Genomic DNA, 25,217 nt, shown 5'->3' on the forward strand with positions numbered 1-25,217 from the left:
CCTAGTCCGTGCCACGCAGCTCCTCGGCGGCGGCCTGGTACGCGGCAGCCGCCCTGGTGAAGTAGTCGAACAGCACCTCGCGCTGTTCGGGTGCGTAGCCGCCGATGATCTCGCCGATGCGCTGCCGTGCGGGAGCGAGCACCTCGTCGAGATCGGCTGGCTTGCCGATCAATTCGACGATCACCTTCCGGCGGTCGCCGGGGACCGGCGCGCGGCGCACGTAGCCCGCGTCCTCCAGGCGGTCGATCAGCCGGGTGGTCGGGCCGGTGGTCAGACCGCTGCGCGCGCCGAGTTCGCCCGGCGTCATCGGCCCGGCCAGTTCGAGGATGTTGAGCGCGTACAGATCGGTGGCGCCCAGATCGACCGCCCGCGCCCCGGCTTGTCCGTGCAGCATGACCGCGCTCAGGTAGCGCCGGTAGATCTCGCGGGCGTCGGCGCGGAGTCCGGGCGCCGTGGCCTCGCGGTCGGGTTCAGGTGTCGACACGGGTATTCCTCCGCACCTAATGTCTGCTCGTATAAAGATAGTTCTACAAAGAAGAAAGATCTCTGAAGAAGTAAAATATCACGGCAGGTCACCACCGCGCCGACCCGGGTTCCCGTAGCCGAGGTGGTTGGTCGAATCGCCTCGGGGTATCCGCTCATGTGGACCTGAAGTGGCGGTGGTCACAACCAAGGCGGCATCGGCGCCGAAACCGCTCAGCGGCGCGAAACACGCGGATTCGGAACACACCCGACCTGTTCGGAAACGTCACCCGCGTGATACCGCACCGCGCTACGTTGGAGTATGCGCAGGCATATCGGACACGGCGTCCGGCGGTCGGCGCGGAGTTGGTCGCCGATGTCGCCGATTCGATGTGAGTGTTCGAGGTGATCACATGAATCCACAGACGCGTTCGGGCCGGGTGCGCCCCGAATCCCCTGCGGCCGAGGCGAAGACGCAACGGCAGCCGCCCGTCGACATCGCCGACGAACTGGAGGCGATGGGCCTGTCCGGTGCGGTGGAGATCGGCCGCGGCGGATTCGGGGTGGTGTATCGCTGCATCCAGACCGCGCTGGACCGGGTGGTCGCGGTGAAGGTGCTCCCCTCGGAGATCGACCAGGAGAGCAGAGAGCGGTTCCTGCGCGAGGAACAGGCCATGGGCAGGCTCTCCGGCCACCCGAACATCGTCGACATACTCCAGGTGGACGTGACGGCAACCGGAATGCCGCTCATCGTCATGCCCTACTGCACCCACGGGTCACTGGAAAAGCTGATTCGCGATCAAGGCCCATTGACCTGGGCGGACTCGCTACGAGCAGGCGTCAAGCTGGCAGGAGCCATCGAGAGCGCGCACCGCGCCCGAATCCTGCACCGCGACGTGAAACCGGCGAATGTGCTGCTCAGTGGTTACGGCGAGCCGCAGCTGACGGATTTCGGCATCGCCCGCATCCCGGGCGGGTTCCGCACGTCCAGCAGCATGATCACCGGCTCGCCCGCGTTCACCGCGCCGGAGGTCCTCAAAGGTGACGAGCCGACCATCCGTTCCGACGTCTACGGCCTCGGCTCGACGTTGTTCGCCTTGCTCACCGGGCACGCGGCCTTCGAGCGGCAGGCGGGCGAGCGGGTGGTCGCGCAGTTCCTGCGGATCACCACCCAGCCGGTGCCCGATCTGCGTGAACAGGACATTCCGCCGGATGTCGCCGGCGTCATCGAACAGGCCATGTCCCCGAATCCGCGGGATCGCCCGGCCAGCGCCTACGAGTTCGGCGAAATGCTGCGCGCGGTGCAGCGCGGCCACGATCAGTTGCCGGACGAGATGGCGCTGCTGGAGACCACGCCGGAGCCCGAAACGACCACCCCGGCAGCCGTGGGCGAACCGACCGCGGTGTGGACCGCCTCCCGTCCCGCGGTCACCGCGCGGCGCAGCTGGCCGTTGACGCTACGGCCCGCCGTCTCCCAGCATCCGGCGGTCGTGCCGGCGACGCCGCCGACGGCCGTGACCAAGTTCTGGCCGCCCACGCCCACGCGAGAGCCGATTCCACGGCCGCGTCTGCTGGACATCCTGCGCGCGGGCGGGCGGCGCAGGTTGGCAGTGATCCACGCGCCCGCGGGCTTCGGCAAGAGCACGCTGGCCGCGCAGTGGCGCGCCGAGCTCAGCGAAGGTGACACCGCGGTCGCCTGGATCGGCATCGACCGGGACGACGACAACGAGATCTGGCTGCTCGCCCATCTGATCCAGGCCATCCGCCGGGTGCATCCGGACGTCGGCGCCGGTCTGGACCAGGTACTGGAGGAACGGCCCGCCGACGCGGCCGCTTTCGTGATTCCCACGCTCATCGACGAGATCCACGCGGCGGGCAGGACGGTCGTGGTGATCGTCGAGGACTGGCAGCGGATCACCGACGCGGGCGCGCATCGCGCGATGGAAGCTCTGCTGGACAACTGCTGCCACCACCTGCGTTTCGTCGTGACCAGCCGGGAACAGTCCGGCCTGCCGACCAGCCGCATGCGAGTGCACGACGAACTGGTCGAGATCGGCTCGGCCGCGCTGCGCCTCAACGAGGCGGAGACCAGGCAGATCCTGGTGGAGCGCAACGGCTTCGACCTGACGCCGGAACAGGTCACCGAAATCCACACCGCCACCGACGGCTGGCCCGCGGCTATCCAATTGGTGGGCCTGTCCTTGCGTGGCAACGCCGACCCAGCTCAGCTGATCGCCACCCTCTCCGAAGGCAACCACGGCATTCGCGAATACCTCGCCGAGAACGTCTTGGACACTTTGGAACCGAAGATGCTCGAGTTCCTGATGTCGATCGCGGTGACCGAGCGGGTGTGCGGTTCGCTCGCCGCGGCGTTGTCCGGGGAGCCGGATGCCGAGCAGCTGCTCGAGCAGGCCGAGCAGCGTGAGCTGTTCCTGCGGCGCATCGAGCACGACCCCGAGTGGTTCCGGATGCAGCCGCTGTTCGCAGAGCACCTGCGGACCCGGCTCGACCGCGTCCACCCGGGGAAGCTGAAGTCGCTGCACCGCAAGGCTTCGCGCTGGTACGCCGAACACCAGCTGCTGCGCAAGTCGGTCGACCACGCGCTGGCCGCGACCGATCTGAAGATGGCGCTGGACCTGCTCGAGGGTGGCGGGATGGACCTGATCGACGGTTCCCGGCTCGCCACACTGCTGGGCAGCGTGTCGAAGCTGCCGATGCAGCAGGTGGCGTCGCGCTCGAAGTTGCTGATGGCGGTGGCCAGGGCGAACGTCAACCTGCAGCAGTCCGGCGCGGCGCGCAACGCCCTGGGCAGGCTGTCCAACATCTTGGCCCGCGGGTCCACCGGCGACGCCGATGTGCGGGTGCAGCGCTGCCAGGCGGCCGTGCTCGCCGCCTCCGACCAGATCGCGCGCGACCACACCGATGGCGTGCTGGATCGAGTCGCCGACTGTCTGCGGGAGCCGGACGATCTACCCGTGTGGACGGTCTCGACGGCGGCCAACCTGACATCCTTCGTGCGCCTGTGCGAGTTCGACTTCGAGGGCGCGAGGAACATCCAGGAGTGGGCCGAGGAGTACCACGAACGCTCGAAGGATTCGCTCGGCCTGGTGTTCGGTCGCTGCGGCCAGGGCGCCGCCGCCTACGAGCAACTCGACGTGGACACCGCCACGCGCTGTTTCCAGCAGGCCTGGGACTTCGCGCGGGAACGCTCGGGACCGCGCTCGCACGCGGTGCGGGTCGCCGCGGCGCTGCTGGGCGAGATGAGCTACCGCAGGGGCGATCTGGCGACCGCCGACCGGCTGCTCGACGAAAGTCACGAGCTGGTCACCCGGGTCGGTCCGGTGGACTTCCTGATCTCCACCTTCGTCGTCGGCGCCCGGGTCAAGGCGGTCGGGGGAGATCTGTTCACCGCGGCAACGCGGCTGGACGAGGGCGCGCGCATCGCCGCCGACAACCGACTGCCCCGGCTGGCCGCCCATATCCGGGCCGAACGGCTGCGTCTGGGCATGGCGCTGGAGTCCGCGGATCGCCGCTACACCGACCTCAGTGAATCCACGCCGCTCCAGGCGGCGCATCGGCTGACCGGCGCCGCCCTGCTCACCGCCGAAGCCGAGGAACTCGCCGCCATCCGCGCACTGCTCGCCGAACGCCGGCTCGGCTCCGACGACCGGGCGGTGCGCCGCGCCCGCGCGCTGTCCGACCACACCCGCCAGAAGCACCGCCCGCGCGCTCAATTGGACGCCGCGCTGCTCCTCGCGGAATGTCTGGCCACCGCGGGCTGGGTCGGTGAGGCCACCAACCTGCTGCTGCCCGCCGTCGCGACCTGCGCCGACCTCGGCTGGACCAGGCCGCTGCTGGACGCGGGCCCCGGCGTGGTCGGCATCCTGCGCGTGCTGCGCGCCGACCTGCCCGCCTCCGCGCAGGTCGGCGACGTCGAACTGCCCGCCCCGTTCCTGGATGAACTCCTGAACGAGGCGGGCAGCAACGCCTTCTGAACGTCCCGGTCTACGGCTGCCACCACGGGCGCAGCGGTACGGTCCAGTCGCCGTCGGCGGGCAACTTGACGCCGAGCACCTGGTGCAGCTGCACCACGTTGCGCTGGAAGCCCAGTCGGCAGCCCGCCATATACAGGCCCCACACCTTCGCGGTGCCCTCGCCGACCTCCGCGACGCAGGCGTCCCAGTTGGCGACCAGGTTCTTGCACCATTCGTGCAGAGTCAGGGCGTAGTGCTCGCGCAGGTTCTCCTCGTGCAGCACTTCGAGCCCGATGTTCTGGATCTCGGAGATGATCCGGCCGGAGCCGATCAGCTCGCCGTCCGGGAACACGTAGCGGTCGATGAAATCGCCCGCCTTGGTGGTGCGGGTGTTGTCCGGGCGAGTGATGCAGTGGTTCAGGAACAGGCCGCCGTCGCGCAGCTTGTTCTTGATGTAGTCGAAGTAGTACGGGTAGTTGTGCACCCCGATGTGCTCGGTGAGCCCGATCGAGGACACCGCGTCGAACTCGCCCTCCGGCACGTCGCGATAGTCGGAGTGCCGCACTTCGGCCAGCTCGGCCAGGCCCTCCTCGGCGATCTTCTTCTGCGCCCAATCCGCCTGCTCGGCCGAGAGCGTCGCGCCGATGACCTTGACGCCGCGCTTGGCGGCGTAGCGCACCATGCCGCCCCAGCCGCAGCCGATGTCGAGCAGCCGGTCACCCTCCTTCAAGCGCAGCTTCTCGAACACCAGGCGGTACTTGTTCTCCTGCGCCTGCTCGAGCGTCCAGCTCTCGTCGCCGTAGGTCGCACAGGTGTAGGTCATCGACGGGCCGAGCACATGCTCGTAGAAGGCGTTCGAGACGTCGTAGTGGTGGTGGATGGCTTCGGCATCGCGCGTCTTGGAGTGGCGCAGTCCCTCGAAGGCGATCCGCCGCCAGCGCGGCAGCGTCTCCTGCGGCGGCGGGGCGACCGGCTTGAGCCGCTCCCAGCCCAGCGAGCGCGCGATGGTCACCAGGGCCAGCGCGGACGGACGGCGGAACTTCAAGCTGTCCATCGCCTTCAGGATCGCGTACGGATCACCCGGGTGCACCCCGCTGGCGGTCATGTCGCCTGCGATGTAGGCGCGCGCCATGCCCAGGTCGCCGGGGGCCGTGGCCAGGTAGTTGATGCCACGCGGAGTCCGGATGTCCAGCGCGAACTCCGAGTCCTCCGGTCCGGTGGCGCTGCCGTCGTAGGCCGTCAACCGGATCGGGACTTCGCCCTCGACGAGGGTCTCGAAGATCTCGGCAATGCTGAGTTTGGTTCCGAGATCGGCGAAGACATCGGAACGGTCCTTGAATGTCGTCATTTGCGTTGCACCGCCTTCGAATACAAATCCAGCAGGCGCTGGTTCGGGTCGTAGCGTTTTTTCAGTTCGGTGTAGGTGTTTCCGCCGTAGAGCGCCGCGAACTCATCCTTGTCGTAGAAGGAATCCGAGTACAGCGACTTATGACCGTCGAATTCGGTCACTTTGTGCTCGATCGCGCGGTTGGCCGCGCCCTCCTGCTGCCCGGGAGCGGTGGGCACGGCCGACCAGAATCCGACGTTCACGTAGGTCCGGTCCGGCTCCAGGGGATACAGCGGCCAAGCGCGTTCCCCGGGCCGCTGCGTGCGGCCGGTCTCGCGCAAACGCAGCGGGCACAGCCAGATCGGCTCGATCGGAATCTCGCGCAGGAACCACTCCACGAAGTCGGCGGTGCGGTCCACCGGCACCTCGATGTCCTGCACGACCCGCTCACGCGGGGGGTTGCCCTTGCGAGCCTCCAGCTTGTCGCCGATGTCGTACTTGTGATCGAGCGCAACCAGCTTCCAATAGAAGCTGCTGCGCCGATAGCGCTTCGGCCAGAACCGGCGGATCCTCGGATTCTGCGTGCCGAAGGCGCGGGAGCACCAGAACCAGTCGGTGTCCCAGCGCCACAGGTAGTCGTGGATGGTCAGGCGGTCGCGTTTGGGCGTTTCGCCCTCGTGCTGGATGGACCGGTAGTAGATGTCCATCCCGGTGTAGTCGCTGACCGGGCCCGGCTCGTCGGTGCGGCGGCCCAGCGTCAGATAGCTCTCCTCGGCGGAGAAGACGACGCCGTCGAGGTAGTCCACGGGCTCGTCCTCATAGACCCGATCCGTGACGATCGTCGCGAGGGTGGCCTCCAGTTCGCGCAGGTCCCGGAAGCGAACGTGCCGCAGCGCGACGTACGGTTGTACTTCTTCCAGCTCGATCTTCAGCCGGACCGTGTAACCCAGCGTCCCGTAGGAATTCGGGAAGCCGCGGAACAGATCGGCGTGCTCGTTGTCCGGCGTGGCGGTGAGGATCTCGCCCGCGCCGGTCAGCACGTCCATCTCCAGCACCGACTCGTGCGGCAAACCGCTGCGGAAGGAGGTGGACTCGATGCCGAGGCCGGTGACCGCTCCGCCCAGCGTGATGGTCTTGAGCTGGGGAACGACCAGCGGCGCGAGCCCGTACGGGAGGGTGGCGGCGACCAGCTCCTCGTAGGTGGTCATGCCAGCGACGTCGGCGGTCCTCGCCACGGGGTCGACCGCGATCACCCTGGTCAGCCCCGAGACATCGAGGCCGGGCGCGGTGTTCTTCGCCCTGGCGCGGAAAAGGTTCGAGGTCTTCTTGGCCAAACGGACGTTGGCGTGCTCGGGTATGGCGCGGTAACTCGCCAGAAGGCGATCCACGCCGGCTCGATGCGCGGCAAATCCTGATTCGCGTGCGGCCGGTGCGTGTCCGGCCTTCCCCAACAGACTCACTGCCACCCCTCGACGCTAGTACGGACCATACGGCGGGGCCACCGCGAGGTCTCGGTCGTGGAGAAATGTCACGCATATGTTGCGAAATGGAATACCGAATCGTCCGGAGAAGTTCGCCACACGCTCCGCCCTCGCCGTTATCATCCGGGGCCGACAGGGCAGGATGGAGATCCGTCGAGACACCGCATCCGGACAAGGAGCTCATTGTGGGACAGGTCAGCGCCAGTAGTTCGATCGACGTGGCGGCGGATCCGCAGCGCGCGCTGGAGGCCATCGCCGACTACGACACGGTGCGTCCGCGCATCCTTTCGTCGCACTACCGCGACTACAAGGTGGTCGAAGGGGGCAAGGGCGCGGGCACCGTCGCGGAATGGACGTTGCAGGCCACCGAGAAGCGCTCGCGCAACGTGCACGCGGTCGTCTCGGTGTCCGATTCCATTGTCACCGAGCGCGACTCGAATTCGACCTTGGTGAACACCTGGACCGTCACCCCGGAGGGCGCGGGCGCGCGAGTCACGCTGCGCACCACGTGGAAGGGCGCGGGCGGCGTCGCGGGCATCTTCGAGGGCATCTTCGCGCCGCTCGGCCTGAAGAAGATCCAGGCCGAGGTGCTCGGCAACCTCCAGCGCGAACTGGCCTGATCGTACGGCCGCGACGACGGCCATGGCCGTCGTCGCGGTCTGCTCGGTCTATTCGGCCGCGATGTCGAAGAGGTTCCCCTCGGGATCGGCCAGCGTCGTCCACTTCATGCCCCACTCGTCGAAGTCGGCGACGTGCTTCGCGCCGAGATCGATCGCGCGCGCGACCTCGTCCCGGCCGGAAGCGAGCAGGTCGAGGTGGATGACGTTCTTGCCGGGGTTCTTGTCGGGCACGCGGATGAACATCAGCGGGGTCGCGGCGTCCGCGGTCCGGCCGACGGTGGCGAACTCCGGGGTGGGGTCGGGATCGACGGGCGTCTCCAGCAACTGTGACCAGAATTCGGCGAGCGCGCCCGCGTTCGCACAATCGATGGTGACGTGGGCGATCGAGATCGTCATGGATATCTCCTTTTATGGTTGGGCGACGGGCCAGCACACTTCGGTCCGGTAGCCGGCGGGTTCATCGGACGTGTCCGGTCCGAGCAGGTACATCTCGCGGATCGGCTCGGGCAGCGCGACAGCGTGTTCGGCGACGTGACTGCCCAGTGCGCCGTAGGTCCGGTCGAAATCGTCGAACGGGCCCTCGTGCACGGCGACGGCGAAACGGCGCGCGGGTAGCTCGATGAGTGAAAGCATTGCCGGCAGCACCACATCCGTGTCGGCGACTGGGACGAACGCGACTACTTCGCCTTCGTCCTGCTCGAAGAAGTCGGTGCTGTAGGTGGCGCCGGCGACGCCCGCAGGCGCGATGCTCGCGGCGGCCAGCGACTCGTACAACGCCTGGAACGTCGAAGCGCACCACTCGCCGATGTGTTCGCGCGCCACCGTCGCGCCGATCGCCGCCGCCGGGAACGCCCCGACCACGCGATACTCCACGGCGATCGGAGCCGATGGCGTCAGCAGCGCGCGCAACGAGGCCACGACCGCGCGGGTGCGGGTCAGCTCGGCTTCCATGCGCTCCAGATGCGCCCGCAGCGTGGCGTCACGGGTGTTCTCGTCCGGCGCGGCCAGCACGGCGCGGATCTCCGGAACCGGCATGTCCAGCTCGCGCAGCCGCCGGATCAACTGTGCCTGCGTCACCTGCGCCGTCGCGTACCGCCGATAGCCCGAACTCGCGTCTATGCCGGCCGGAGCGAGCAGACCGATCTCGTGGTAGTAGCGCAACGTCTTCACGCTGAGATTGCTCAGCCTGGAGAATTCCCCGATGGGGACGGTGGCCGTCATGGCACCAGCCAACACCCTCCAGTGACGGGAGGGTCAAACGACACCCGCTGTTCAGGCGAGCGCGAAGGTCAGCAGCAGGGTGGTCTGGAACATGCCGCGCCACCACGAGTAGCCGAACCACACACCGGGAGTGACTTCCCGGATCTCGTCGTAGACCTGCGGCGTCGGCGAGGGCGCGTAGTTCAGTGCCCAGGTCGGCTGCCCATCGGTCAGGGCGGGCGCGACGTAGACGTCGGCGCCCCAGGCCTCGAAGCCCGCACCGGTGAGGCGGTTCATCAGGAAGCCGCCGTCCGGGCCGGTGTAGAAGGTCTTGCCGATCCACAGCGGGGGCGCGATGGCCTGCATGATCGGCGGCCGAGTGACCCAGCCCGATTTCACGCCGACCGGAACGGCGCCGAGCGGTGCGGCGCGGAAGATCGCGTCCTGCTGCTCCGGCGAGCACCGGGAACGCAGCGAATCGAGCGTCGCGGCCTTGTCGTCCGGGTAGAGGACGCAGCCGCCCCCGTAGTCGGCGACCGCCGGGGTCGTCTGGGGCTCGTCTGCCCCTTGCGTGTCGATCACTCCGGGCGTGTCGGTGATCTCCGTATCCGCGGACGCCGCTGCGCCGAGAAAGATGCTGGGAACACCGAGCGTGAGCACCAGGGTGCTCAGGAAACGTGCACGAACTGCGATCATCATTGGCTCCAGATTTGCACACCGCTTTCCGACTCGGTGTCGATGGTAAGGCGCGCATGGTCGGTTCCGATCGGAACTACCCAACCTGTTATCCGCCATGCGCGCTGTTATCCGTCCTGCGCCGCGGACCTGGGACCGTCGGGCCGCGCCGGGGACCGGCCGCGGCAGGACTAGGCTGGCCCGTGACACCTTCTTCAGAGAGGACGCTCCCGTGCAGCCAGGTGGCCAGTTCGATATGCAACAGTTGCTCGCCCAGGCGCAGCAGATGCAGCAGGCGGTGATGGAAGCCCAGGCCGAGATCGCGGCGACCGAGGTGGACGGCGCTGCCGGCGGTGGCTTGGTGCAGGTCAGGCTGAAGGCGAGCGGTGAGGTGGTGTCGCTGACCATCGACCCGAAGGCCGTGGATCCCGACGATGTCGAGACATTGCAGGATTTGGTCATCGGTGCGGTCAACGACGCGATGGCCAACGCGCAGCGCATCGCCGCCGAACGGCTCGGACCCCTGTCCGGTGGCTTCGGCGGCGGCGGTTCGCTGCCCGGTTTCTGAGCCGAGGCAGCAGTTGTACGAGGGTCCGGTCCAGGATCTGATCGACGAATTGGGCAAGCTGCCCGGCGTCGGTCCGAAGAGCGCGCAGCGCATCGCCTTTCATCTGCTCCAGGTGGAGCCGCCGGAGATCGATCGGCTGCAGGCCGCGCTGCAGAAGGTGCGTGACGGGGTGCAGTTCTGCGTGACATGCGGAACGGTGTCCGACGGCGAGCTGTGCCGCATCTGCGCCGACCCGCGCCGGGACCGGACCATGATCTGCGTGGTCGAGGAACCCAAGGACGTGCAGGCGATCGAGCGCACCAGGGAGTTCCGCGGTCGCTACCACGTGCTCGGCGGCGCGCTCGATCCGCTCAGCGGTATCGGCCCCGACCAGCTGCGGATCCGGGAACTCCTGGCGCGTATCGGAAACCAGGAGGACGGCGTCGACGTCAGCGAGGTGATCATCGCGACGGACCCGAACACCGAGGGCGAGGCCACCGCCACCTACCTGGTCCGGATGCTGCGCGACTTCCCGGGTCTGAGTGTGACCAGGCTGGCCTCGGGCCTGCCGATGGGCGGCGACCTCGAATTCGCCGACGAGCTCACCCTCGGGCGCGCGCTGTCCGGCCGCCGCGCGCTATAGCTCGCGAAAACGCCTCCCGCGACGGGGATTGCGCCGCGCCGGGCGTGCGTTACCGTGTCGGGGATGAGCATCGAATTCGTGCTGACGACGCTCGTCATCGTCGCCACCCCCGGCACCGGTGTGCTGTTCACGTTGGCGGCGGGACTGTCTCGCGGTGTGCGCGCCGCGGTGATCGCGGCCTTCGGCTGCACGCTCGGCATCGTTCCGCACATGATCGCGGCGATCACGGGTCTGGCCGCGCTGCTCAACGCCAGCGCGGTCGCGTTCCAGACGCTGAAGTACCTCGGCGTCGGCTATCTGGTGTACATGGCCTGGACCACGTTCCGGGACAAGGGCGCGCTCGCCGTGCCGGAACAGACCGGGCGCACCGCACCCTCGGCGCGGAAGGTGATCACCTCGGCGGTGCTGCTGAACCTCCTCAACCCCAAGCTGACCATCTTCTTCTTCGCGTTCCTGCCGCAGTTCGTGCCCGGCGGCGCGCCGAACGCACTGGCGCGCATGCTCGAACTGAGCGGCATCTTCATGCTCGCCACCCTGGTGGTGTTCGCGGTGTACGGCGCGTGTGCCGCCGCCGTCCGCGACCAGGCCATTTCCCGTCCCGTCGTGGTCACCTGGATGCGCCGGGTCTTCGGCGCGTCGTTCCTCGCGCTGGCGGGCCGGTTGGCCACCCAGAACCAGTGACCGGGTTCAGAGGTCGACGCGCGACCAGGGCAGGCCGGGGAACCGGCTGCGGTCGTCGTTGGCCCAGCCCCAGATGAGGGCGGCTACAGTGGCGGGATCGGAGATGGTTGTGCCGAAATGCTTGTCGGGGGAGCCGTCCCGGTATTCCACGGTGTAGGCGCCGGAGTTCTCCCGGTAGGTCTGGATGTAGAACTGCTCGCCGCGTTCGACGACGAGGTACGGGTTGGGCGGGGCCAGCTCCGGAATCCACTGCTGGACCAGCGCTTCGGTCAGGTACGGGAACTCGCCCGCGCCGCCGTGCGTGACGATGGCCTCGACGTGCTCGGCGGGATCGATCAGCCAGGCCAGTTGCGGGTCGTAGACGGCATAGTTCAGCGGTGTGGCGAGTTCGAACAGCAAGTGGCGGACGAAGCCGACCGCGTCGTAGGGGCACGGCACGTGCAGTGCCGCACCGGTGGCCGCGCCGCCGACCGGCACGGTGCTGAGGAAGTTGTCCTCCTCGGGCAGTTCCGCGTTGCGTCTGTTCAGTTCGGCCGCGATCTGCGCGACCGCCCCCGACTGGGGGACGCCCTGCTGGGTGCTCAGGTAGGCGTCGACCTCCGCGATCGACGATGCGACACCGGACGGCAGCAACACGTGGTCATAGCTCACCGGGCCAGGGTACGGAACCGCTCAGGCGCGGCGCCGGGCCGTCTGGCCGTCGCCACACCGGCAGCCGCCCGCGAGGTTTCGGCAATCGAGGACGAAGGCGTGCCTGGCGTGGCTGAGCTCCAGGCAGTGTTCGTCGGTGCATTCGGCGATCCGGCTCACGTGCACGATCAGGGTTCCGTGGCAGTGGTCGAACGCGGATTCGCAAGACGAACAGTCTGATCTACGCATAATGACCTCCTGACGAGATCGTTGTCGTCGTTCGGTGATACCACCGGTGCGGGCGCCACGGTGGGACCCGGGACCGTGTGTCGCCGCGCCCGATGTTGAGCAAATGTTGGGCAAACAGTTGTCGCCGCACAGCGTTTTACCCGTTATGGCCCCTGCTACATGCGAAAATGGCCGCAAAGACCACTGATGCGGGTGTCCGGCACAAGGTTTCCGGACCGCACGGGAAGCATTCGGCGACCGTTGGGCATGGATGGCGGAAGTGAGGTCGGCGGTGACGTTGCGCGATGAGCGGCGAGATACCGCGACCACCGTGCGGGAACAGGTCGCGCGCTACCGCGAAGATGCTTCTGCCACCGCCGCCTACGACGAGTGCGGCGCGCCGGTCGCGGGCTACTACGACGAATTGGTCGACGCCGACGGCAAGGTGCGCCGGGTGTGGTCGCAACTGTCCGCCGACTTCGCCGAACTCGGCGGGGACGGTTTGGGCAAGCTGGACAGCCGGGTGCGCAGGCTGATCGACGACGACGGCATCACCTACCTCGAGGCAGGCGCGTCGGCCGAGAACACGCCTGCGCCGTGGCGCCTCGATCCGATTCCCTTGCCGGTCGCCGCGGACGATTGGACCCGGCTGGAGGCCGGGCTGGAACAGCGCTCCCGCGTGTTCGACGAGGTGCTCACCGACATCTACGGTCCACGCAGGACGCTCGCCTCGGGACTGCTCCCGCCGGAAGTCGTGTTCGGTAATCGCGGCTACGTACGAGCCGCGCACGGCATCACCGTGCCGGGGCGGCACCAACTCTTCCTGCACGCCTGCGATCTCAGTCGCTGGGGCGACGGCCGGTTCCGGGTGCTCGCCGACTGGGCGCAGGCGCCGTCCGGCGCCGGATACGCGCTGGCCGACCGCAGGGTCGTGTCGACCGCGATCCCGGAGGCATTCGAGCACGCGAATCCGCGTCCGCTGACACCCTTCGCCAGGGCGATGCGATTGATGCTGATCGAATCCGCGCAGACCGACGACGACGAACCGGTGGTCGTCGTGCTCAGTCCAGGCGTGCATTCCGAGACCGCGTTCGATCAGGCCTATCTCGCCTCCACACTCGGCTTTCCGCTGGTTGAGAGCGCCGATCTGGTGGTGCGCGACGGCGCGCTGTGGATGCGGTCGCTCGGCACGCTGAAGCGGGTGGACGTGGTGCTGCGCCGGGTGGGCGCCGAATTCTCCGATCCGCTGGACCTGCGGCCGGATTCGCGGCTGGGCGTGGTGGGACTGGTCGAGGTGCTGCGCCGCGGCGCGGTGACGGTGGTGAACACGCTCGGCAGCGGGCTGCTGGAGAATCCCGCGCTGGCCGGATTCCTGCCCGCCCTGTCGCGCGCACTGCTCGGTGCGGACCTGTTGCTGGAGAACGCGCCGTCGTACTGGGGTGGTCATGAACGGGAGCGCGGACATCTGATCGCGAATCTGGACAAGCTGATCGTTCGCTCGGCGGTCGACGGCGCCACGCTGTTCGGCCCTGAACTGAGTCGGCGGCAGCGCGACGAGATGAAGGCGCGGATCGATGCGCACGGATGGCAATGGGTTGGCCAGGAACCGGCGCAGTTCTCCGTCGCGCCCGCCATCCGCGAGCACGACGGACTCGCCGCGGCTCCGGTCGGCATGCGATTGTTCTCGCTCGCCCATCGGCGCGGCTACACCGTGATGTCCGGCGGTCTCGGCCAGCTACGTCAGCGCACGACCGATCGCGCCGCGCGGAAAGTCGCCGCCAAGGACATCTGGGTGCGGGCCGCGCCGACGGCCGCCGCCGCGATCAGCACCGAGCCGTCGCGCGAGCCGCGGCGCACCGCTCCGGTCGTGGCGGGGATCAGCTCCCCCCGCGTGCTCAACGACCTGTTCTGGATCGGCCGCTACGGCGAGCGCGCGGAGGACACCGCCCGTCTCTTGATCGCCACCCACGAGCGTTACCAAGAGTTCCGGTATCGCCCCTGGCTGGAAGGCGCGGGCGCGTTACCGATCCTCTTGGCCGCCCTCGGACGGACCACCGCCACCGCGGCTCCGACCGACGGGCTGTTCGGTCCCGAGGTGCGAGCCTTTGCGCCGCAGCAGAGTTCGGTCGATCGCGGCCTGCTCGCTCCGTCGGGTGCCGGCGTCGACGAAGGTGTGGCGCAGTACGGCGACGAGCGGTCGCACGCTGCGGCCGGATCGTTTCCGGATTCTGGTGATGCTCCGGCATCGCCCGGTGCGGGCGAGTGCGCGCAGGGGAATTCGGTGCCGGTCCGGTCACGATTTTCCGGCCACGGGACAGACGAAAAATTCTCGGCTGCCGCGCCATCCGGATCGGGAATGCCGGAAGACGCTGGGGGAGAAACTGGTTCGAAGCACATTGAGCATCACGATGCCGTGGCCCGGAACGAAGCGATGGCCGGAGCCGGAGCGCGACAACAGGTTACGGATGGTGTGGAGGCCGTCGCCGAAGGGGCGGACGACGGCGTGGCCACCGGTGCGGCGCAGGACAGCGCTCCGGCGGTACACCGGGTGCCGGGCGCGTCCCGCGCGGGCCACGACTACCTCGTCGCACTGACGATAGACCGCGAGCTGCCCGGATCGCTGGCCTTCGCGATCGACCGGTACGGCAGCGCCGCGCGCGCCGTGCGCGACCAGTTGTCGGTGGACACGTGGATGATCCTCGGCTCGGTCGAGCGCGCGCTGGCGTGCTACCCCGCCGCGGTGGACGACCAAGAGGCGGAGTTGTCGGATGTGCATTCGCGAACCCTGGCCGGGCTGCTCGCGCTGTCCGGGATCGACGGCGAGTCGCTGATCCGCGACACCGGGTGGCACGTCAGGGACATCGGTAAGCGGATCGAGCGCGGTCTCGCCCTGACCGCGTTGCTGTCGGCCGCGCTGACCCAACGGTATCCGGAGGAGATCGAACGCGAGGTCACCGAATGGGTGCTGCGCGCCACCGAGTCCTCGGTGAGTTATCGTCGGCGCCACCAGGATTCGGTGCGGATCGCGAACGTCGCCGAGCTCCTGCTGTTCGACACCGCCAATCCGCGATCGCTGGCCTATCAGCTGGGCCGCCTGCACGCCGATTTCCAGGCGCTGCCCGGTGCGTCCGGCTCGTCGCGTCCGCAGCGGCTGCTCGCGGACGCGCGGCGCATGCTGCGCCGCCTCGATCCCGACGATCTCGAGGTCACCGACGCGAACGAACGGCGCACCGAACTGGCGGAGTTGCTGGAGGGAGTGCACGTGCGCCTGCGCAAGGTATCCGAGTCCTTCGAGACCACGACGCTGTCGCTCCCGGTCGACATCCAGCCGCTGTGGGGCAGCGCGCAGGTCGTCGGATGACCGGCCGTGCGGTCCGGCGCTACCGGATCGAGCATCGCACCAAGTACTCGTACTCCGGCGAAGTCATCAACTCCTATGGGCGCGCGTACTTGACGCCGCGCGATCTCCCCGGTCAGCGTCTGCTCGCGCACGAGATCCGGATCGACCCCGCCCCCTCGGACCGGTCGGTCGGCGCGGATGTGTGGGGCAACATCACGTCCTACTTCCACGTCACCACCGAGCATCGTGCTCTGACGGTCGTCGGCGAATCGCTGGTCGAAGTCGACGCGCCCGCCCGCGACGACGCGGGCCCGGCCGCCGAGCCGTGGGAACGCGCGCGCCCGACGGGGGCCAACGGGCCGTTCGCCGTGGAGTTCGCTCTCGACCTGCACCCGCAGGAGATCACGTCGGAGATCGTCGCGTACGCGGCTGAATCCCTCCGACCGGGCAGGCCGCTGCTGGATGCGGTGGTCGATTTGAACACCAGGATCTACACCGACTTCGCCTACCGGTCCGGCGCCACGACGGTGTCCACCCGGGTGGCCGACGTGTTCGCGGCCCGCGCAGGCGTCTGCCAGGACTTCGCGCGCCTCGCGGTCGCCTGCTTGCGGTCGCACGGCCTCGCCGCCCGGTACGTGTCCGGCTACCTGGCCACCGATCCACCACCAGGGAAGGAGCGCATGGTCGGCGCCGACGCCACGCATGCCTGGGCGGCGGTATGGGTGCCCGGCGCCGACGGACCCGACCGCTCGGGCCGGTGGATCGACCTCGACCCCACCAACGACCAACTCGGCGACGAGCGCTACATCACCGCCGCCTGGGGCCGCGACTACGCCGACGTCCCTCCGCTGCGCGGCATCATCTACACCGACGCGAAGGACAGCACGATCACCGTCTCCGTCGACGTCACCGAGGTGGGTGTACCAGGCCATCTACCCGCGGCTCGCGAATACGGCCGGTGAAGGCATGGTCCCGGATCGCCGACGAGGTCGAGCGCCCACCGCGCCGACTGGCACGGCGGCGAGGCGAACAACCCAGGCAAATCGGCTCGGGCCCGTGGCGCGGGGTGACGGATGGTCGGACCGTCCGGTTGACGCCGTCCGCGATCCGGCCGGACGTCGGTCGTCAGCGCCCGGCTCGGACGTAGCGGGTCAGCACGGCTGCGCCGACCGTGTCGACCGACAGCAACTCGAGGTCCGCGGGCGGCTCGCCATCGGCGAACAAACGGTCACCGCTACCGAGGACCGTGGGGAAGATCAGCAGTCGGTACTCGTCGACAAGATCCTTTTCCCGCAATGCGCGAACGATGGTCAGGCTGCCGGTGACGATGACGTCGCCGGGTGCGTTCTCCACCGCCGTATGGAGGTCGCCTTCGACAAGCGTGGAATTCGTCCAGCTCGACGTGTCCGCCAGCGTGTGCGAGACAACCAGTTTCGCGGCCTTGTTCATGCGCGTGGCGAAGGGATCGTCGCGTCCGGGCCAGATGGTGGCGAACAACTCCCAGGTGCGGCGGCCCAGCAGCAGCACGCCCTCATCGAGGGCATGCGCCAGGCGGAACTTGTCACCGCCGACGGTTTCGGGACCGTAGCGGAAGGCCCACCCGCCGGTCGCGGTGCCGCCGCGGCCGTCGGGGTCGGACACTCTGCCGTCGAGGGTGACGAACTCGCAGACGATGACGCTCATGACCGGATTCCTTTCGATGGTGTGGCTGTGCACCGGTATGTACCGGCGAACACGCCCGAACTCATCGCTTCGATCCGGATTGCCGCGAATTCAGCTACTCCGGCGACCTGACCGGCGGGAACAGGCTCAGGCGCGCAGGCGCTCCCGGCGGAGCTGGTCGACCTCGGGCAGGTCGAGGGGCGCCAGTTCGGTGACGCCGAGGGCGCGCATCAGCAGCAGGTCGGCGAGTTCGGGGTTACGGGCCAGCGCCGGGCCGTGCATGTAGGTGCCGATCACCGAACCCTGGACGACGCCCTCCAGCCCGTCGCCGACGCCGTTGCCGACGCCGCGGATGACACGGGCCAGACCCTGCGCGTCGCCGCCGAGTTTCGTTCCGCCCCGGTGATTCTCGAAGCCGGTGAGTGGTGCGGTGAGCCCGTCGAGCAGTGGAGTGGTGGTCACCTCGCCGATGGCGCGTTTGTGCTGCGGCGAGGTGGTGACGTCGAGCAGGCCGACGCCGTCGACTCGCTCGCCCGCCGAGGTCTCGTACCACTGGCCGAGGACTTGGATGGCCGCGCAGATCGACAGCACCGGAGCGCCTCGCCCGGCGGCGCGCTGCAAGCCGGGGTAGCGCTGCAGGTGCCGGGTGGCCAGACGCTGGGCGGAATCCTCCGCGCCGCCCAGGGTGTAGACGTCCAGGGAATCGGGCACCGGCTCCGACAGCGTGATCTCGACGATCTCGGCGTCGTAGCCGCGCATGCGCAGTCGTTGCCGCAGCACGAGCGCGTTGCCGCCGTCGCCGTAGGTGCCCATCACGTCCGGCAGCACCAGGCCGATGCGGAAGGTCGACTCGGTCATGAAGCCCGCTCCTCGAGGTCACGGTTGAGATCACGGAAGGCGGTGTAGTTGGCCAGCACTTCCACATGGCCCGCGGGGCACGACGCGATGGCGCGGACCGGATCGGGCACCAGGGTGTGCTCCACGCCCGCGTAGGTCAGTCGCACCGCCAGGTCGGTGGCGCGTTCGCCCGCCGCCACCACCTGCACGCCTTCGAAATGCTCGAAGCGCACGTCCCACAGCCAGGACAGGTCCTCGCCGTCGGGTACCTGGCCGTTCACCGCGATCACCAGGCCCGCCGAGGTCGGCTCGATCATCGACAGCGCCTCCTGCCAGCCGGCCGGGTTCTTGGCCAGCAGCAGACGCGCGTCGTGCTCGCCGACCTGCACGGTGCGGTAGCGGCCCGCGATCTCGCGGACCGTGCCCGCGGCCGCGACGGCCTGCTCCGGGTCGGCGCCCAGCGCGACCGCGGCGGCCACCGCCTGTGCGGCGTTGCCGCGGTTGGCCCGGCCCGGCAGTGCGAGCCGCAGCGGGAAACGCTTGCCCTCCCGCCCGACCAGATCGTCCCCGTCGAGCCACCAGTCCGGTTCGGGACGCTGGAAATCCGCTCCGGTACTGCGCCAGTGCGCGCCCTCCCAGACGATCGGCTCGCCGCTGCGCGGGCAGCTGGTCGCGTCCATCGCCCAGCCGCTGCCCGCAGCGACCCACACCACGTTGGGATGGTCGTAGGCGATGGAGGTGACCAGCACGTCGTCGCAGTTGGCGACCACCACGGTGGCCGGGTGCTTCGCCAGGCCCGCGCGCAGCTTGCGCTCGATCATGTTGATCTCGCCGACCCGGTCGAGCTGGTCGCGGCTGAGGTTCAGCAGCACCACCGCCGAGGGGTTCAGCGAATCGGTGACGTGCGGCAGGTGCAGTTCGTCGACCTCGATGGCGGCCAGCGGCGCGCGCCGGTGCGCGTTCAGCGCGGCGACGATGCCCGCGTCCATGTTCGCGCCGTCGGCCTGGGTCGCGACCGCGCCGAGGGTGCTGAGCGCGGCGGTGGTCATCCGCGTGGTGGTCGACTTGCCGTTCGTGCCGGTCACCAGCACGGTGCGCCGCCGCTGCCCGAGCTGGTCCATGACGGTCGGATCGATCTTCAACGCGATCAGTCCGCCGATCATCGACCCTTTACCACGACCCGCCTTCTGCGAGGCCCAGGACGCCGCGGCCGCCGCCGCCAGCGCGAGCCGTCCGCGCACCGATAGTTCTGCCACGTCGCGAGTCTATGTTCGACGCGCGATCCGGGCGCGCCGCGGTCGGGTGGCGTGGGCCACGCGGGTCAGTCGCGGTAGAGCTTGGCCGCGTAGTTCTCCGGTGAGTAGTAGCGCTCCAGCTCCTCCACCGTCTCCGCGACGTTCGTCTGCACCTCTTTGACCAGGCAGGCGGGACTCGGCAGGGTGTCCTCCGGCCACTGCTCCGGCTCCCAGAGATGGCTGCGCATGAACGCCTTGGCGCAGTGGAAGAAGATCTGGTCGATCTCCACCTCGACAGCGAGGATCGGGCGGTGCCCGCGCACCACCATGTCGTCGAAATACGGCGCGTCGCGCACCAGCCGGGCGCGGCCGTTGATCCGCAGCGTCTCGCGGCGTCCCGGGATCACGAACAGCAGGCCGACGTGCGGGTTGGCCAGGATGTTGAGGTAGCCGTCGGCGCGGCGGTTACCGGGGCGCTCCGGGATGGCGAGGGTGGTGTCGTCGAGCACCCGCACGAACCCCGCCGGATCGCCTTTCGGCGAGGCGTCGCAGTTGCCGTCCGCGTCGCTCGTACTCATCACCAGGAACGGGGAGAGCGCGATCCACTCCCGGTCCCTGGCATGCAGGACAGGGCGCTCCTTGGTGGCCGCGCGGGGCGCCACCTCGCCGAGCAATGCCCGCAGGTCTGCCGGGTCGGTGATCTCGTCGGAGGCGGTGCTCTCACGCATAGTTCGATTCAAGCACCGCGGCCTGGGGGATGGCGATCGAATTCGGCTCCGGCGAAGGGAGATCGATCACATCCGCTCAGACGGGGACGTCGAACATGTTAGGTGGCCGGCCGCGTAGCGGTCGGCGTCGAATCCGGCGCGCGGATTCCACAGCGTGGCCTTCAGCTGTGGGTGCGTTCGTATGCACGCACTCTTGCGCCGGTCCGGCTCGGAGATTCCTCACGAGGTCAGGAGTCGATCACCTGGCGATGAAGTCGACAGCCGTTTCCACATTTCCCGGCTGCATTCCAGTGTCGGTCAGCACCTTGAAATCGCATCGACTGCGCAGCTTGTACCATCTTCCTCGATCAATTTTCACGCTCGAATGGAGGAGGTAGTCGCGCGGAATGTCTTGATGATCGTCGGAGTACCCGGAAATCCCACCTATAGTTGTATGGCAACTCATGCTGCCGTACACGACGCTTTGAGTCGCGGGCAGTAGCTTCAGCGACCATGCAAAATTGTTCGAACTGTAGTTCACCTGTCCGGTGAACTTTGCGATATTGTTCTGATACTCTCGATATGCGGAATTCGCCGTGAATTCGAGGTCTGCCGGATCGGGTTCAGCGGCAGCGAAGCACGGCATGCATAGAACCGCGGCAGTGGCGAGGGCCGCCGCAAAAGTTTCATTATCCCCCCAGTTGAAAGAGTGATCTACAACCAGTCAATTCTTACTGCGCGCAGGGTGTGGGAGTCTTGTTGGGCGAATTCGTACTCGACCTCGACGACGTCTCCTATCGAGATGTCATCGAAATTCCTCCCACGTAACGAGTCCAATCCGAACCAGATGTGATCTCCGGTGAGCGACTCAACGATCCCAGTCGCGCGCTTGCTGTTCCAGCGCCAAATTTTTCCCCGCGTTTTGAGTTCCCCCTCTTCCCCATGCATGGTCAGAGACTATCCTTTCGATTCGGTCAGCGCAATGACTCGGAGAACAGAATTCGCCCCTGACGCCAGACCTATCACCCTGCCGCGCGGATCGATCGCGATTCACGCGGGGACGTCGAACATGTTCGGCTGGCCGGCCCCGTAGCGGTCGGCGTCGATGCGGCGCAGCGGTTCCAGTTCGGTGGCGCGGTAGAGGGTGTACATCCGGCAGCGCTCCGCGTTCGAACCGGCCACGTCCAGCAGGGCGTTCACCGCGGCGCGCGCGGACTCGTTGGCGCCCTCCATGGTGGCCAGGTCGACGTTGGTGCGCACGTAATCGCCTGCCAGGAAGAGGTTTTCCAGTGCGCCGTGCGGTTGCGGACGGTACTCCCACGACCCGGCGGTGTTGATGAGCAGCGGGTCGGCGTTGGCGTTGCGCCGCTCGCCCTCCTGCCAGGTGATGCCGGGATCGAGGAACCAGGAGTGCAGGTCGGCGTCGCGCAGCACCTCGCCGCGATCGTCCAAATGGGCCTTGATCTGGGCCCACGCCTCCCGAGCGATCTCCTCGTGGGTGCACTCCTTGGCGGGTTTGCCGAACACGATGCCTGGGGTGTTCCAGTCGGAGATGTCCACCGAAAGGCAGTCCTGCACGCCGCCGTCGCCGAACTCGGTCAGCTTGCGGCGCCACAGCTGGTTCTGGCTGATCGAGGTGAGCGACCACGGCGCGTCGATGTAGGCGGTGTGACCGCGCGAGATGTCGGCCGGTCGGCGCAGATAGAACTGGATGCCGTTCATCCAGTCGGTGAACAGGTTGTCCATCCCGGCCAAATCGGGCCTGACCTCGAGTACTTGCGGCGACCACAGCGTGCGCGCGCGTTCGGCGGGCAACGCCACGACGAAATAGTCGGCCTCGACCGTGCGTTGCGCGCCGGTCTCGTCCACGACCCGGGCCGCGACGATCCTGCGGTCGCGCACCTCCAGCTCGCGCACCTCGGCGCCGAGCACGAAATCCGCTCCGAGTTCGCGGATCCGCCGCGTCCACGGCTCGATCCAGACCGCGTTGGTCGGACCGTTCAGTACCCGGTCCAGGCTGCCGTCGTTGCCGATCCCCAAGGGATTGCCGAGGAACTGCTCGCCCATCGTGCCGATGGTGCGCACGCTCGCGATGTTCTCTTTCGCGGCGACCATGATGCTGGTCAGCGTGCGCGACAGCAGCGCGCGGAACTCGTGCGAGCGCGCGTGGCCGCCGACGAAATCGTGCCAGGAGGTGCGCTCCCATTGGCCGAGGCGGCGGGCGTCGCAGCTGGTGTTGAAGACCAGCAGGCGTTCGGCGAAGTAGACGCCCTCGTTGGAAGGCATCTTGAGTGCGGTCGACAGCGCCGCGCCGAGCGTTTCGCGGAAACTGTCCGGGGAGAACTCGGCGCGGGCGCGCGGACCGAGCGGGACGCGGAAGTCGTCGCCGCCGTGCCGGGCGAATCGTGCTTCCGGCACCGCGACCAGGTTGTCCCACACGCCGTTCGCGTTGCCGGGGAACGGGATTCGGCGCATCGTGTCCGGCACGTGCTGATAGAAGCCGGGGAAGAAACGGAAGCCGTGTTCGCCGGGCAGATCCGGCCGTCCACCCGTTCCGGTGCCGGGCACGCCGACGCTGCGGGCTTTGCCGCCCCATGCCCGTTTCTCGTAGATGGTGACCTGGAAACCGCGTTCCGCCAGCTCGTGTGCCGCGGTCAGGCCCGCGACACCGCCGCCGAGTACCGCGACCCTTTTGCCGCCGGGATTCGCTGCGGCAGGCGTGGGTTTCAGCGCACCCGCCGTCAGTGCCCCCGCCGTAGCCACCCCCGCCGCGACCGTGTTACGAAGCAGTGCTCTTCGCGATACGGTCCACTGATTGTCTGCCATGCGCCGCTCTGCTGCCTAGCCTAGGGACCAACTTCCACGCCGGGCACTACTGTAAAGCGGCAAGCCGATCGATTCGCACCGACCCCGTACAGCGGCCGGTGCGGAATGCGAATTTCGTGACGGAATGCACACCGAACGTGGGTACGGCCCGCTAGGCCGGGCGACCGGTACCTGCCATCGCGGGTGTTCCCGATGGCTCGATGCGGGCGTTCACCGTAGTCGCGCGTGGCCTGCTCGACGTGGCGGCGAACGCTCCCGCCAGCACCACCACCCCGCCGATCAGCGACAACGTGGTCGGAGTCTCGCCCAGGAAAGTCCACGCCGCGGCGATGCCGACGATGGGAACGAGCAGGGAGAACGGCGCGACCAGGCCGGCCGGATAGCGACCGAGCAGATAGGTCCACAACCCCGTGCCGACCACAGTGGCGAGGACGGCGATATAGGCGAGCGCCAGCAGAGCGGGCAGGCCCGCCGGTGTGAACGCTTCGGCCAAAGCCCGCGCTCCCGTGGTCGGCCCCTCGGCGAACGCCGACAGCGCGAACAGCGGCACCGGCGGGATGGCGGTGGTCCACAGCATCAGGTGCAGCGGGTTGACGCCGGGAGTCTCGGTACCGGCCAGTCGTGCGCCGATATTGCCGAACGCCCAGCCCAACCCACCCGCCAAGGTCAGCAGAACCGGAAGCAGGGTGGCGTGGGCGAGCCGGTCCCAGCCGATCACCGCCATGCCCGCCACCGCGACGGCGATGCCCGCGATCTGCACCGGGCGGATCCGCTCGCCCAGTAGCAGCGTGCCGAGCAGCACGGTGAACGGCGCCGAGGATTGCAGTACCAGCGAGGCCAGGCCGGTCGGCATGCCCACCCGCATCGCGGTGAACAGGAACGCGAACTGCAGGATGCCGAAACCGGTGCCGTACAGAAGGATCCACCGCATCCGCACCGGAGGGCGCGGGATGAAAAGCAGCGCGGGCACCGCGAGCACGGCGAAGCGCAGCGCCGCGAAGAAGAACGGGGGGAAGTGGTCGAGCCCGACCCGGATGGCGAGGAAATTCAATCCCCAGAGCAGGACGACGGTCAGGCCGAGCAGGCGGTCGCGGTTGGTCACGCCTTCATCGTGCGGTCTGCTAAAGATCAGAACAATCGAATAATTATGGATCAATGATGTAGCTTCACTTAATGAATTTCGGTTCCGCACCGGTCGTGGCCGGCCCGCCCATGGCGCTGGAGAGGTTGCGTGTGCTGCGTGAGCTGGCCGATCGCGGCACGGTGGCCGCCGTGGCGGCAGCACTGTCCATGACGCCCTCCGCCGTTTCCCAGCAGCTCAAGGTGCTCGCGCGGGAGGCGGGCGTGGCCCTGCTCGAACCGGACGGCAGACGCGTGCGGCTCACCGACGCGGGTCGTGCACTGGTGGTGCGCGCCGACGAAGTGCTCGCCGCAATGGATCGCGCGGTCGCCGAGATGGCGCACTATCGCGGCTCGCCGCGCGGACGGGTCCGCGTCGCGGTGTTTCCCTCGGGCGGTGCGTTGCTGCTGCCGCATGTGCTGCCCGGCATGGTGGACAGCGGAGTCGAGGTGATCGCGCGCGACGAAGACGTGCCGCCCTCGGAAGTGGCGCGACTGCTCGCCGATTACGACGTGGTGCTGACCCATCGCGACGAGCGCGCCGCACCTATCGCCGACCCGCGCGTCGCGACCCGGGTGCTCATGCGCGAGCCGATCGATGTGGTCGCGGCGCCGACGCATCGGCTCGCTGGCCGTTCGGCCGTCGCGCCGGAGGAACTGGCCGACGAGACCTGGCTCAGCGTGCGGGGCGGTTTTCCCGTCGACGACGTACTGCGCTCGATCGCCACCGTGACCGGCGTGCAGCCGCGTATAGCGCAGCGCCTCAACGATTTCCGCGTCATCGAGACGCTGGTCGCCACCGGCTACGGTGTCGCGCTCATGCCTCGCTACGCGGTCGGCCACCCTGATCTGGCGGTGCTACGGCTGTCCGGCGTGCGCGCCGCTCGGATATACGAACTGGCCACCCGGCCCCGGGCCGAGGCCCGTCCGGCGATCGCGGCCGTGCTCGCGGCGTTCGAGTCGGCCGCCGCACTCGCGACGGCCGACTCTGCGCACGGAAAGGGTTCCGCCGCAGGAGCATGA

At 68.3% G+C, this 25,217-nt stretch carries 23 protein-coding genes; 8 read left to right on the forward strand and 15 right to left on the reverse strand.

Annotated elements, in window-relative coordinates:
- Position 1: 1 nt before the first annotated feature.
- Positions 2-484: a MarR family winged helix-turn-helix transcriptional regulator gene (locus ACL03I_RS31260; RefSeq protein WP_356963420.1), complete on the reverse strand. Its 483-nt coding sequence runs from the start codon at positions 482-484 to the stop codon at positions 2-4.
- 391 nt (positions 485-875) lie between these two features.
- Here ACL03I_RS31260 and ACL03I_RS31265 point away from each other — a divergent pair, with 391 nt between their 5' ends.
- Positions 876-4,457 (forward strand): protein kinase domain-containing protein, encoded by a 3,582-nt coding sequence (locus tag ACL03I_RS31265; protein WP_355078730.1) that lies wholly within the window; start codon positions 876-878, stop codon positions 4,455-4,457.
- A gap of 10 nt (positions 4,458-4,467) precedes the next feature.
- Here the strand turns inward: ACL03I_RS31265 and ACL03I_RS31270 are convergent, their stop codons facing one another.
- On the reverse strand, positions 4,468-5,784 hold the full coding sequence (locus ACL03I_RS31270) for a class I SAM-dependent methyltransferase (RefSeq protein ID WP_355078729.1): 1,317 nt from the start codon (positions 5,782-5,784) through the stop codon (positions 4,468-4,470).
- Positions 5,781-7,223: an FAD-binding oxidoreductase gene (locus tag ACL03I_RS31275; RefSeq protein ID WP_412807663.1), complete on the reverse strand. Its 1,443-nt coding sequence runs from the start codon at positions 7,221-7,223 to the stop codon at positions 5,781-5,783. Before ACL03I_RS31275 ends, ACL03I_RS31270 begins: the two co-directional genes overlap by 4 nt.
- Positions 7,224-7,429: 206 nt before the next feature.
- Between ACL03I_RS31275 and ACL03I_RS31280 the strand changes: the two genes are divergently transcribed.
- Positions 7,430-7,864: an SRPBCC family protein gene (locus ACL03I_RS31280; protein ID WP_355078728.1), complete on the forward strand. Its 435-nt coding sequence runs from the start codon at positions 7,430-7,432 to the stop codon at positions 7,862-7,864.
- A 48-nt stretch (positions 7,865-7,912) separates the two neighbouring features.
- Here the strand turns inward: ACL03I_RS31280 and ACL03I_RS31285 are convergent, their stop codons facing one another.
- From ACL03I_RS31285 to ACL03I_RS31295, 3 genes are read right to left on the reverse strand one after another with little or no spacing between them, the layout of a single operon-like run.
- Positions 7,913-8,260: a VOC family protein gene (locus tag ACL03I_RS31285; protein ID WP_355078727.1), complete on the reverse strand. Its 348-nt coding sequence runs from the start codon at positions 8,258-8,260 to the stop codon at positions 7,913-7,915.
- Between the two features lie 12 nt (positions 8,261-8,272).
- Positions 8,273-9,085 carry a MerR family transcriptional regulator gene (locus tag ACL03I_RS31290; RefSeq protein ID WP_364435920.1) on the reverse strand — a complete coding sequence of 271 codons (813 nt, stop codon included), beginning with the start codon at positions 9,083-9,085 and terminating at the stop codon, positions 8,273-8,275.
- A 51-nt stretch (positions 9,086-9,136) separates the two neighbouring features.
- Positions 9,137-9,763, reverse strand: coding sequence for a hypothetical protein (locus tag ACL03I_RS31295; RefSeq protein WP_412807638.1), 627 nt, complete (start codon positions 9,761-9,763; stop codon positions 9,137-9,139).
- A gap of 208 nt (positions 9,764-9,971) precedes the next feature.
- Between ACL03I_RS31295 and ACL03I_RS31300 the strand changes: the two genes are divergently transcribed.
- The 3 genes from ACL03I_RS31300 to ACL03I_RS31310 all read left to right on the forward strand — a co-directional run bounded on the left by ACL03I_RS31300 (position 9,972) and on the right by ACL03I_RS31310 (position 11,610).
- Positions 9,972-10,307 carry a YbaB/EbfC family nucleoid-associated protein gene (locus tag ACL03I_RS31300; protein ID WP_355078724.1) on the forward strand — a complete coding sequence of 112 codons (336 nt, stop codon included), beginning with the start codon at positions 9,972-9,974 and terminating at the stop codon, positions 10,305-10,307.
- 13 nt (positions 10,308-10,320) lie between these two features.
- Positions 10,321-10,929, forward strand: coding sequence for a recombination mediator RecR (recR, locus tag ACL03I_RS31305; RefSeq protein ID WP_067799767.1), 609 nt, complete (start codon positions 10,321-10,323; stop codon positions 10,927-10,929).
- Positions 10,930-10,992: 63 nt separating this feature from the next.
- Positions 10,993-11,610, forward strand: coding sequence for a LysE family translocator (locus ACL03I_RS31310; protein ID WP_412807639.1), 618 nt, complete (start codon positions 10,993-10,995; stop codon positions 11,608-11,610).
- A gap of 6 nt (positions 11,611-11,616) precedes the next feature.
- Here the strand turns inward: ACL03I_RS31310 and ACL03I_RS31315 are convergent, their stop codons facing one another.
- Complete coding sequence (locus tag ACL03I_RS31315) at positions 11,617-12,261, reverse strand: hypothetical protein (RefSeq protein ID WP_412807640.1); 645 nt, start codon at positions 12,259-12,261, stop codon at positions 11,617-11,619.
- A gap of 21 nt (positions 12,262-12,282) precedes the next feature.
- The gene (locus ACL03I_RS31320) at positions 12,283-12,489 is read right to left on the reverse strand and encodes a hypothetical protein (RefSeq protein WP_412807641.1); all 207 of its coding nucleotides are present in this window, start codon (positions 12,487-12,489) and stop codon (positions 12,283-12,285) included.
- Positions 12,490-12,739: 250 nt separating this feature from the next.
- Here ACL03I_RS31320 and ACL03I_RS31325 point away from each other — a divergent pair, with 250 nt between their 5' ends.
- Together ACL03I_RS31325 and ACL03I_RS31330 are read left to right on the forward strand one after the other, a co-directional pair.
- Positions 12,740-15,829: a circularly permuted type 2 ATP-grasp protein gene (locus tag ACL03I_RS31325; protein WP_412807642.1), complete on the forward strand. Its 3,090-nt coding sequence runs from the start codon at positions 12,740-12,742 to the stop codon at positions 15,827-15,829.
- On the forward strand, positions 15,826-16,770 hold the full coding sequence (locus tag ACL03I_RS31330; RefSeq protein WP_412807643.1) for a transglutaminase family protein: 945 nt from the start codon (positions 15,826-15,828) through the stop codon (positions 16,768-16,770). Before ACL03I_RS31325 ends, ACL03I_RS31330 begins: the two co-directional genes overlap by 4 nt.
- Before the next feature lie 163 nt (positions 16,771-16,933).
- Here ACL03I_RS31330 and ACL03I_RS31335 read toward each other — a convergent pair whose 3' ends face one another.
- The 7 genes from ACL03I_RS31335 to ACL03I_RS31365 all read right to left on the reverse strand — a co-directional run bounded on the left by ACL03I_RS31335 (position 16,934) and on the right by ACL03I_RS31365 (position 24,177).
- Positions 16,934-17,491, reverse strand: a complete 558-nt coding sequence (locus ACL03I_RS31335) for a dihydrofolate reductase family protein (RefSeq protein WP_355078719.1) — start codon at positions 17,489-17,491, stop codon at positions 16,934-16,936.
- Positions 17,492-17,617: 126 nt separating this feature from the next.
- Positions 17,618-18,328, reverse strand: a complete 711-nt coding sequence (locus ACL03I_RS31340) for a type 1 glutamine amidotransferase (protein ID WP_412807644.1) — start codon at positions 18,326-18,328, stop codon at positions 17,618-17,620.
- Positions 18,325-19,563, reverse strand: coding sequence for a Mur ligase family protein (locus ACL03I_RS31345; RefSeq protein ID WP_355078717.1), 1,239 nt, complete (start codon positions 19,561-19,563; stop codon positions 18,325-18,327). The genes ACL03I_RS31340 and ACL03I_RS31345 overlap by 4 nt, the downstream gene beginning before the upstream one ends.
- A gap of 65 nt (positions 19,564-19,628) precedes the next feature.
- Entirely contained in the window at positions 19,629-20,270 is a 642-nt protein-coding gene (locus ACL03I_RS31350; RefSeq protein ID WP_355078716.1) for a pyridoxamine 5'-phosphate oxidase family protein, read from the reverse strand.
- A 238-nt stretch (positions 20,271-20,508) separates the two neighbouring features.
- On the reverse strand, positions 20,509-20,895 hold the full coding sequence (locus ACL03I_RS31355) for a hypothetical protein (RefSeq protein ID WP_355078715.1): 387 nt from the start codon (positions 20,893-20,895) through the stop codon (positions 20,509-20,511).
- Between the two features lie 404 nt (positions 20,896-21,299).
- Complete coding sequence (locus ACL03I_RS31360) at positions 21,300-23,075, reverse strand: hydroxysqualene dehydroxylase (protein ID WP_412807645.1); 1,776 nt, start codon at positions 23,073-23,075, stop codon at positions 21,300-21,302.
- A gap of 151 nt (positions 23,076-23,226) precedes the next feature.
- On the reverse strand, positions 23,227-24,177 hold the full coding sequence (locus tag ACL03I_RS31365; RefSeq protein ID WP_355078713.1) for an EamA family transporter: 951 nt from the start codon (positions 24,175-24,177) through the stop codon (positions 23,227-23,229).
- A 110-nt stretch (positions 24,178-24,287) separates the two neighbouring features.
- Here ACL03I_RS31365 and ACL03I_RS31370 point away from each other — a divergent pair, with 110 nt between their 5' ends.
- Positions 24,288-25,217 (forward strand): LysR family transcriptional regulator, encoded by a 930-nt coding sequence (locus tag ACL03I_RS31370; RefSeq protein WP_355078738.1) that lies wholly within the window; start codon positions 24,288-24,290, stop codon positions 25,215-25,217.

Source organism: Nocardia sichangensis (genome assembly GCF_047200615.1).
Taxonomy (GTDB): Bacteria; Actinomycetota; Actinomycetes; order Mycobacteriales; family Mycobacteriaceae; genus Nocardia; species Nocardia sichangensis.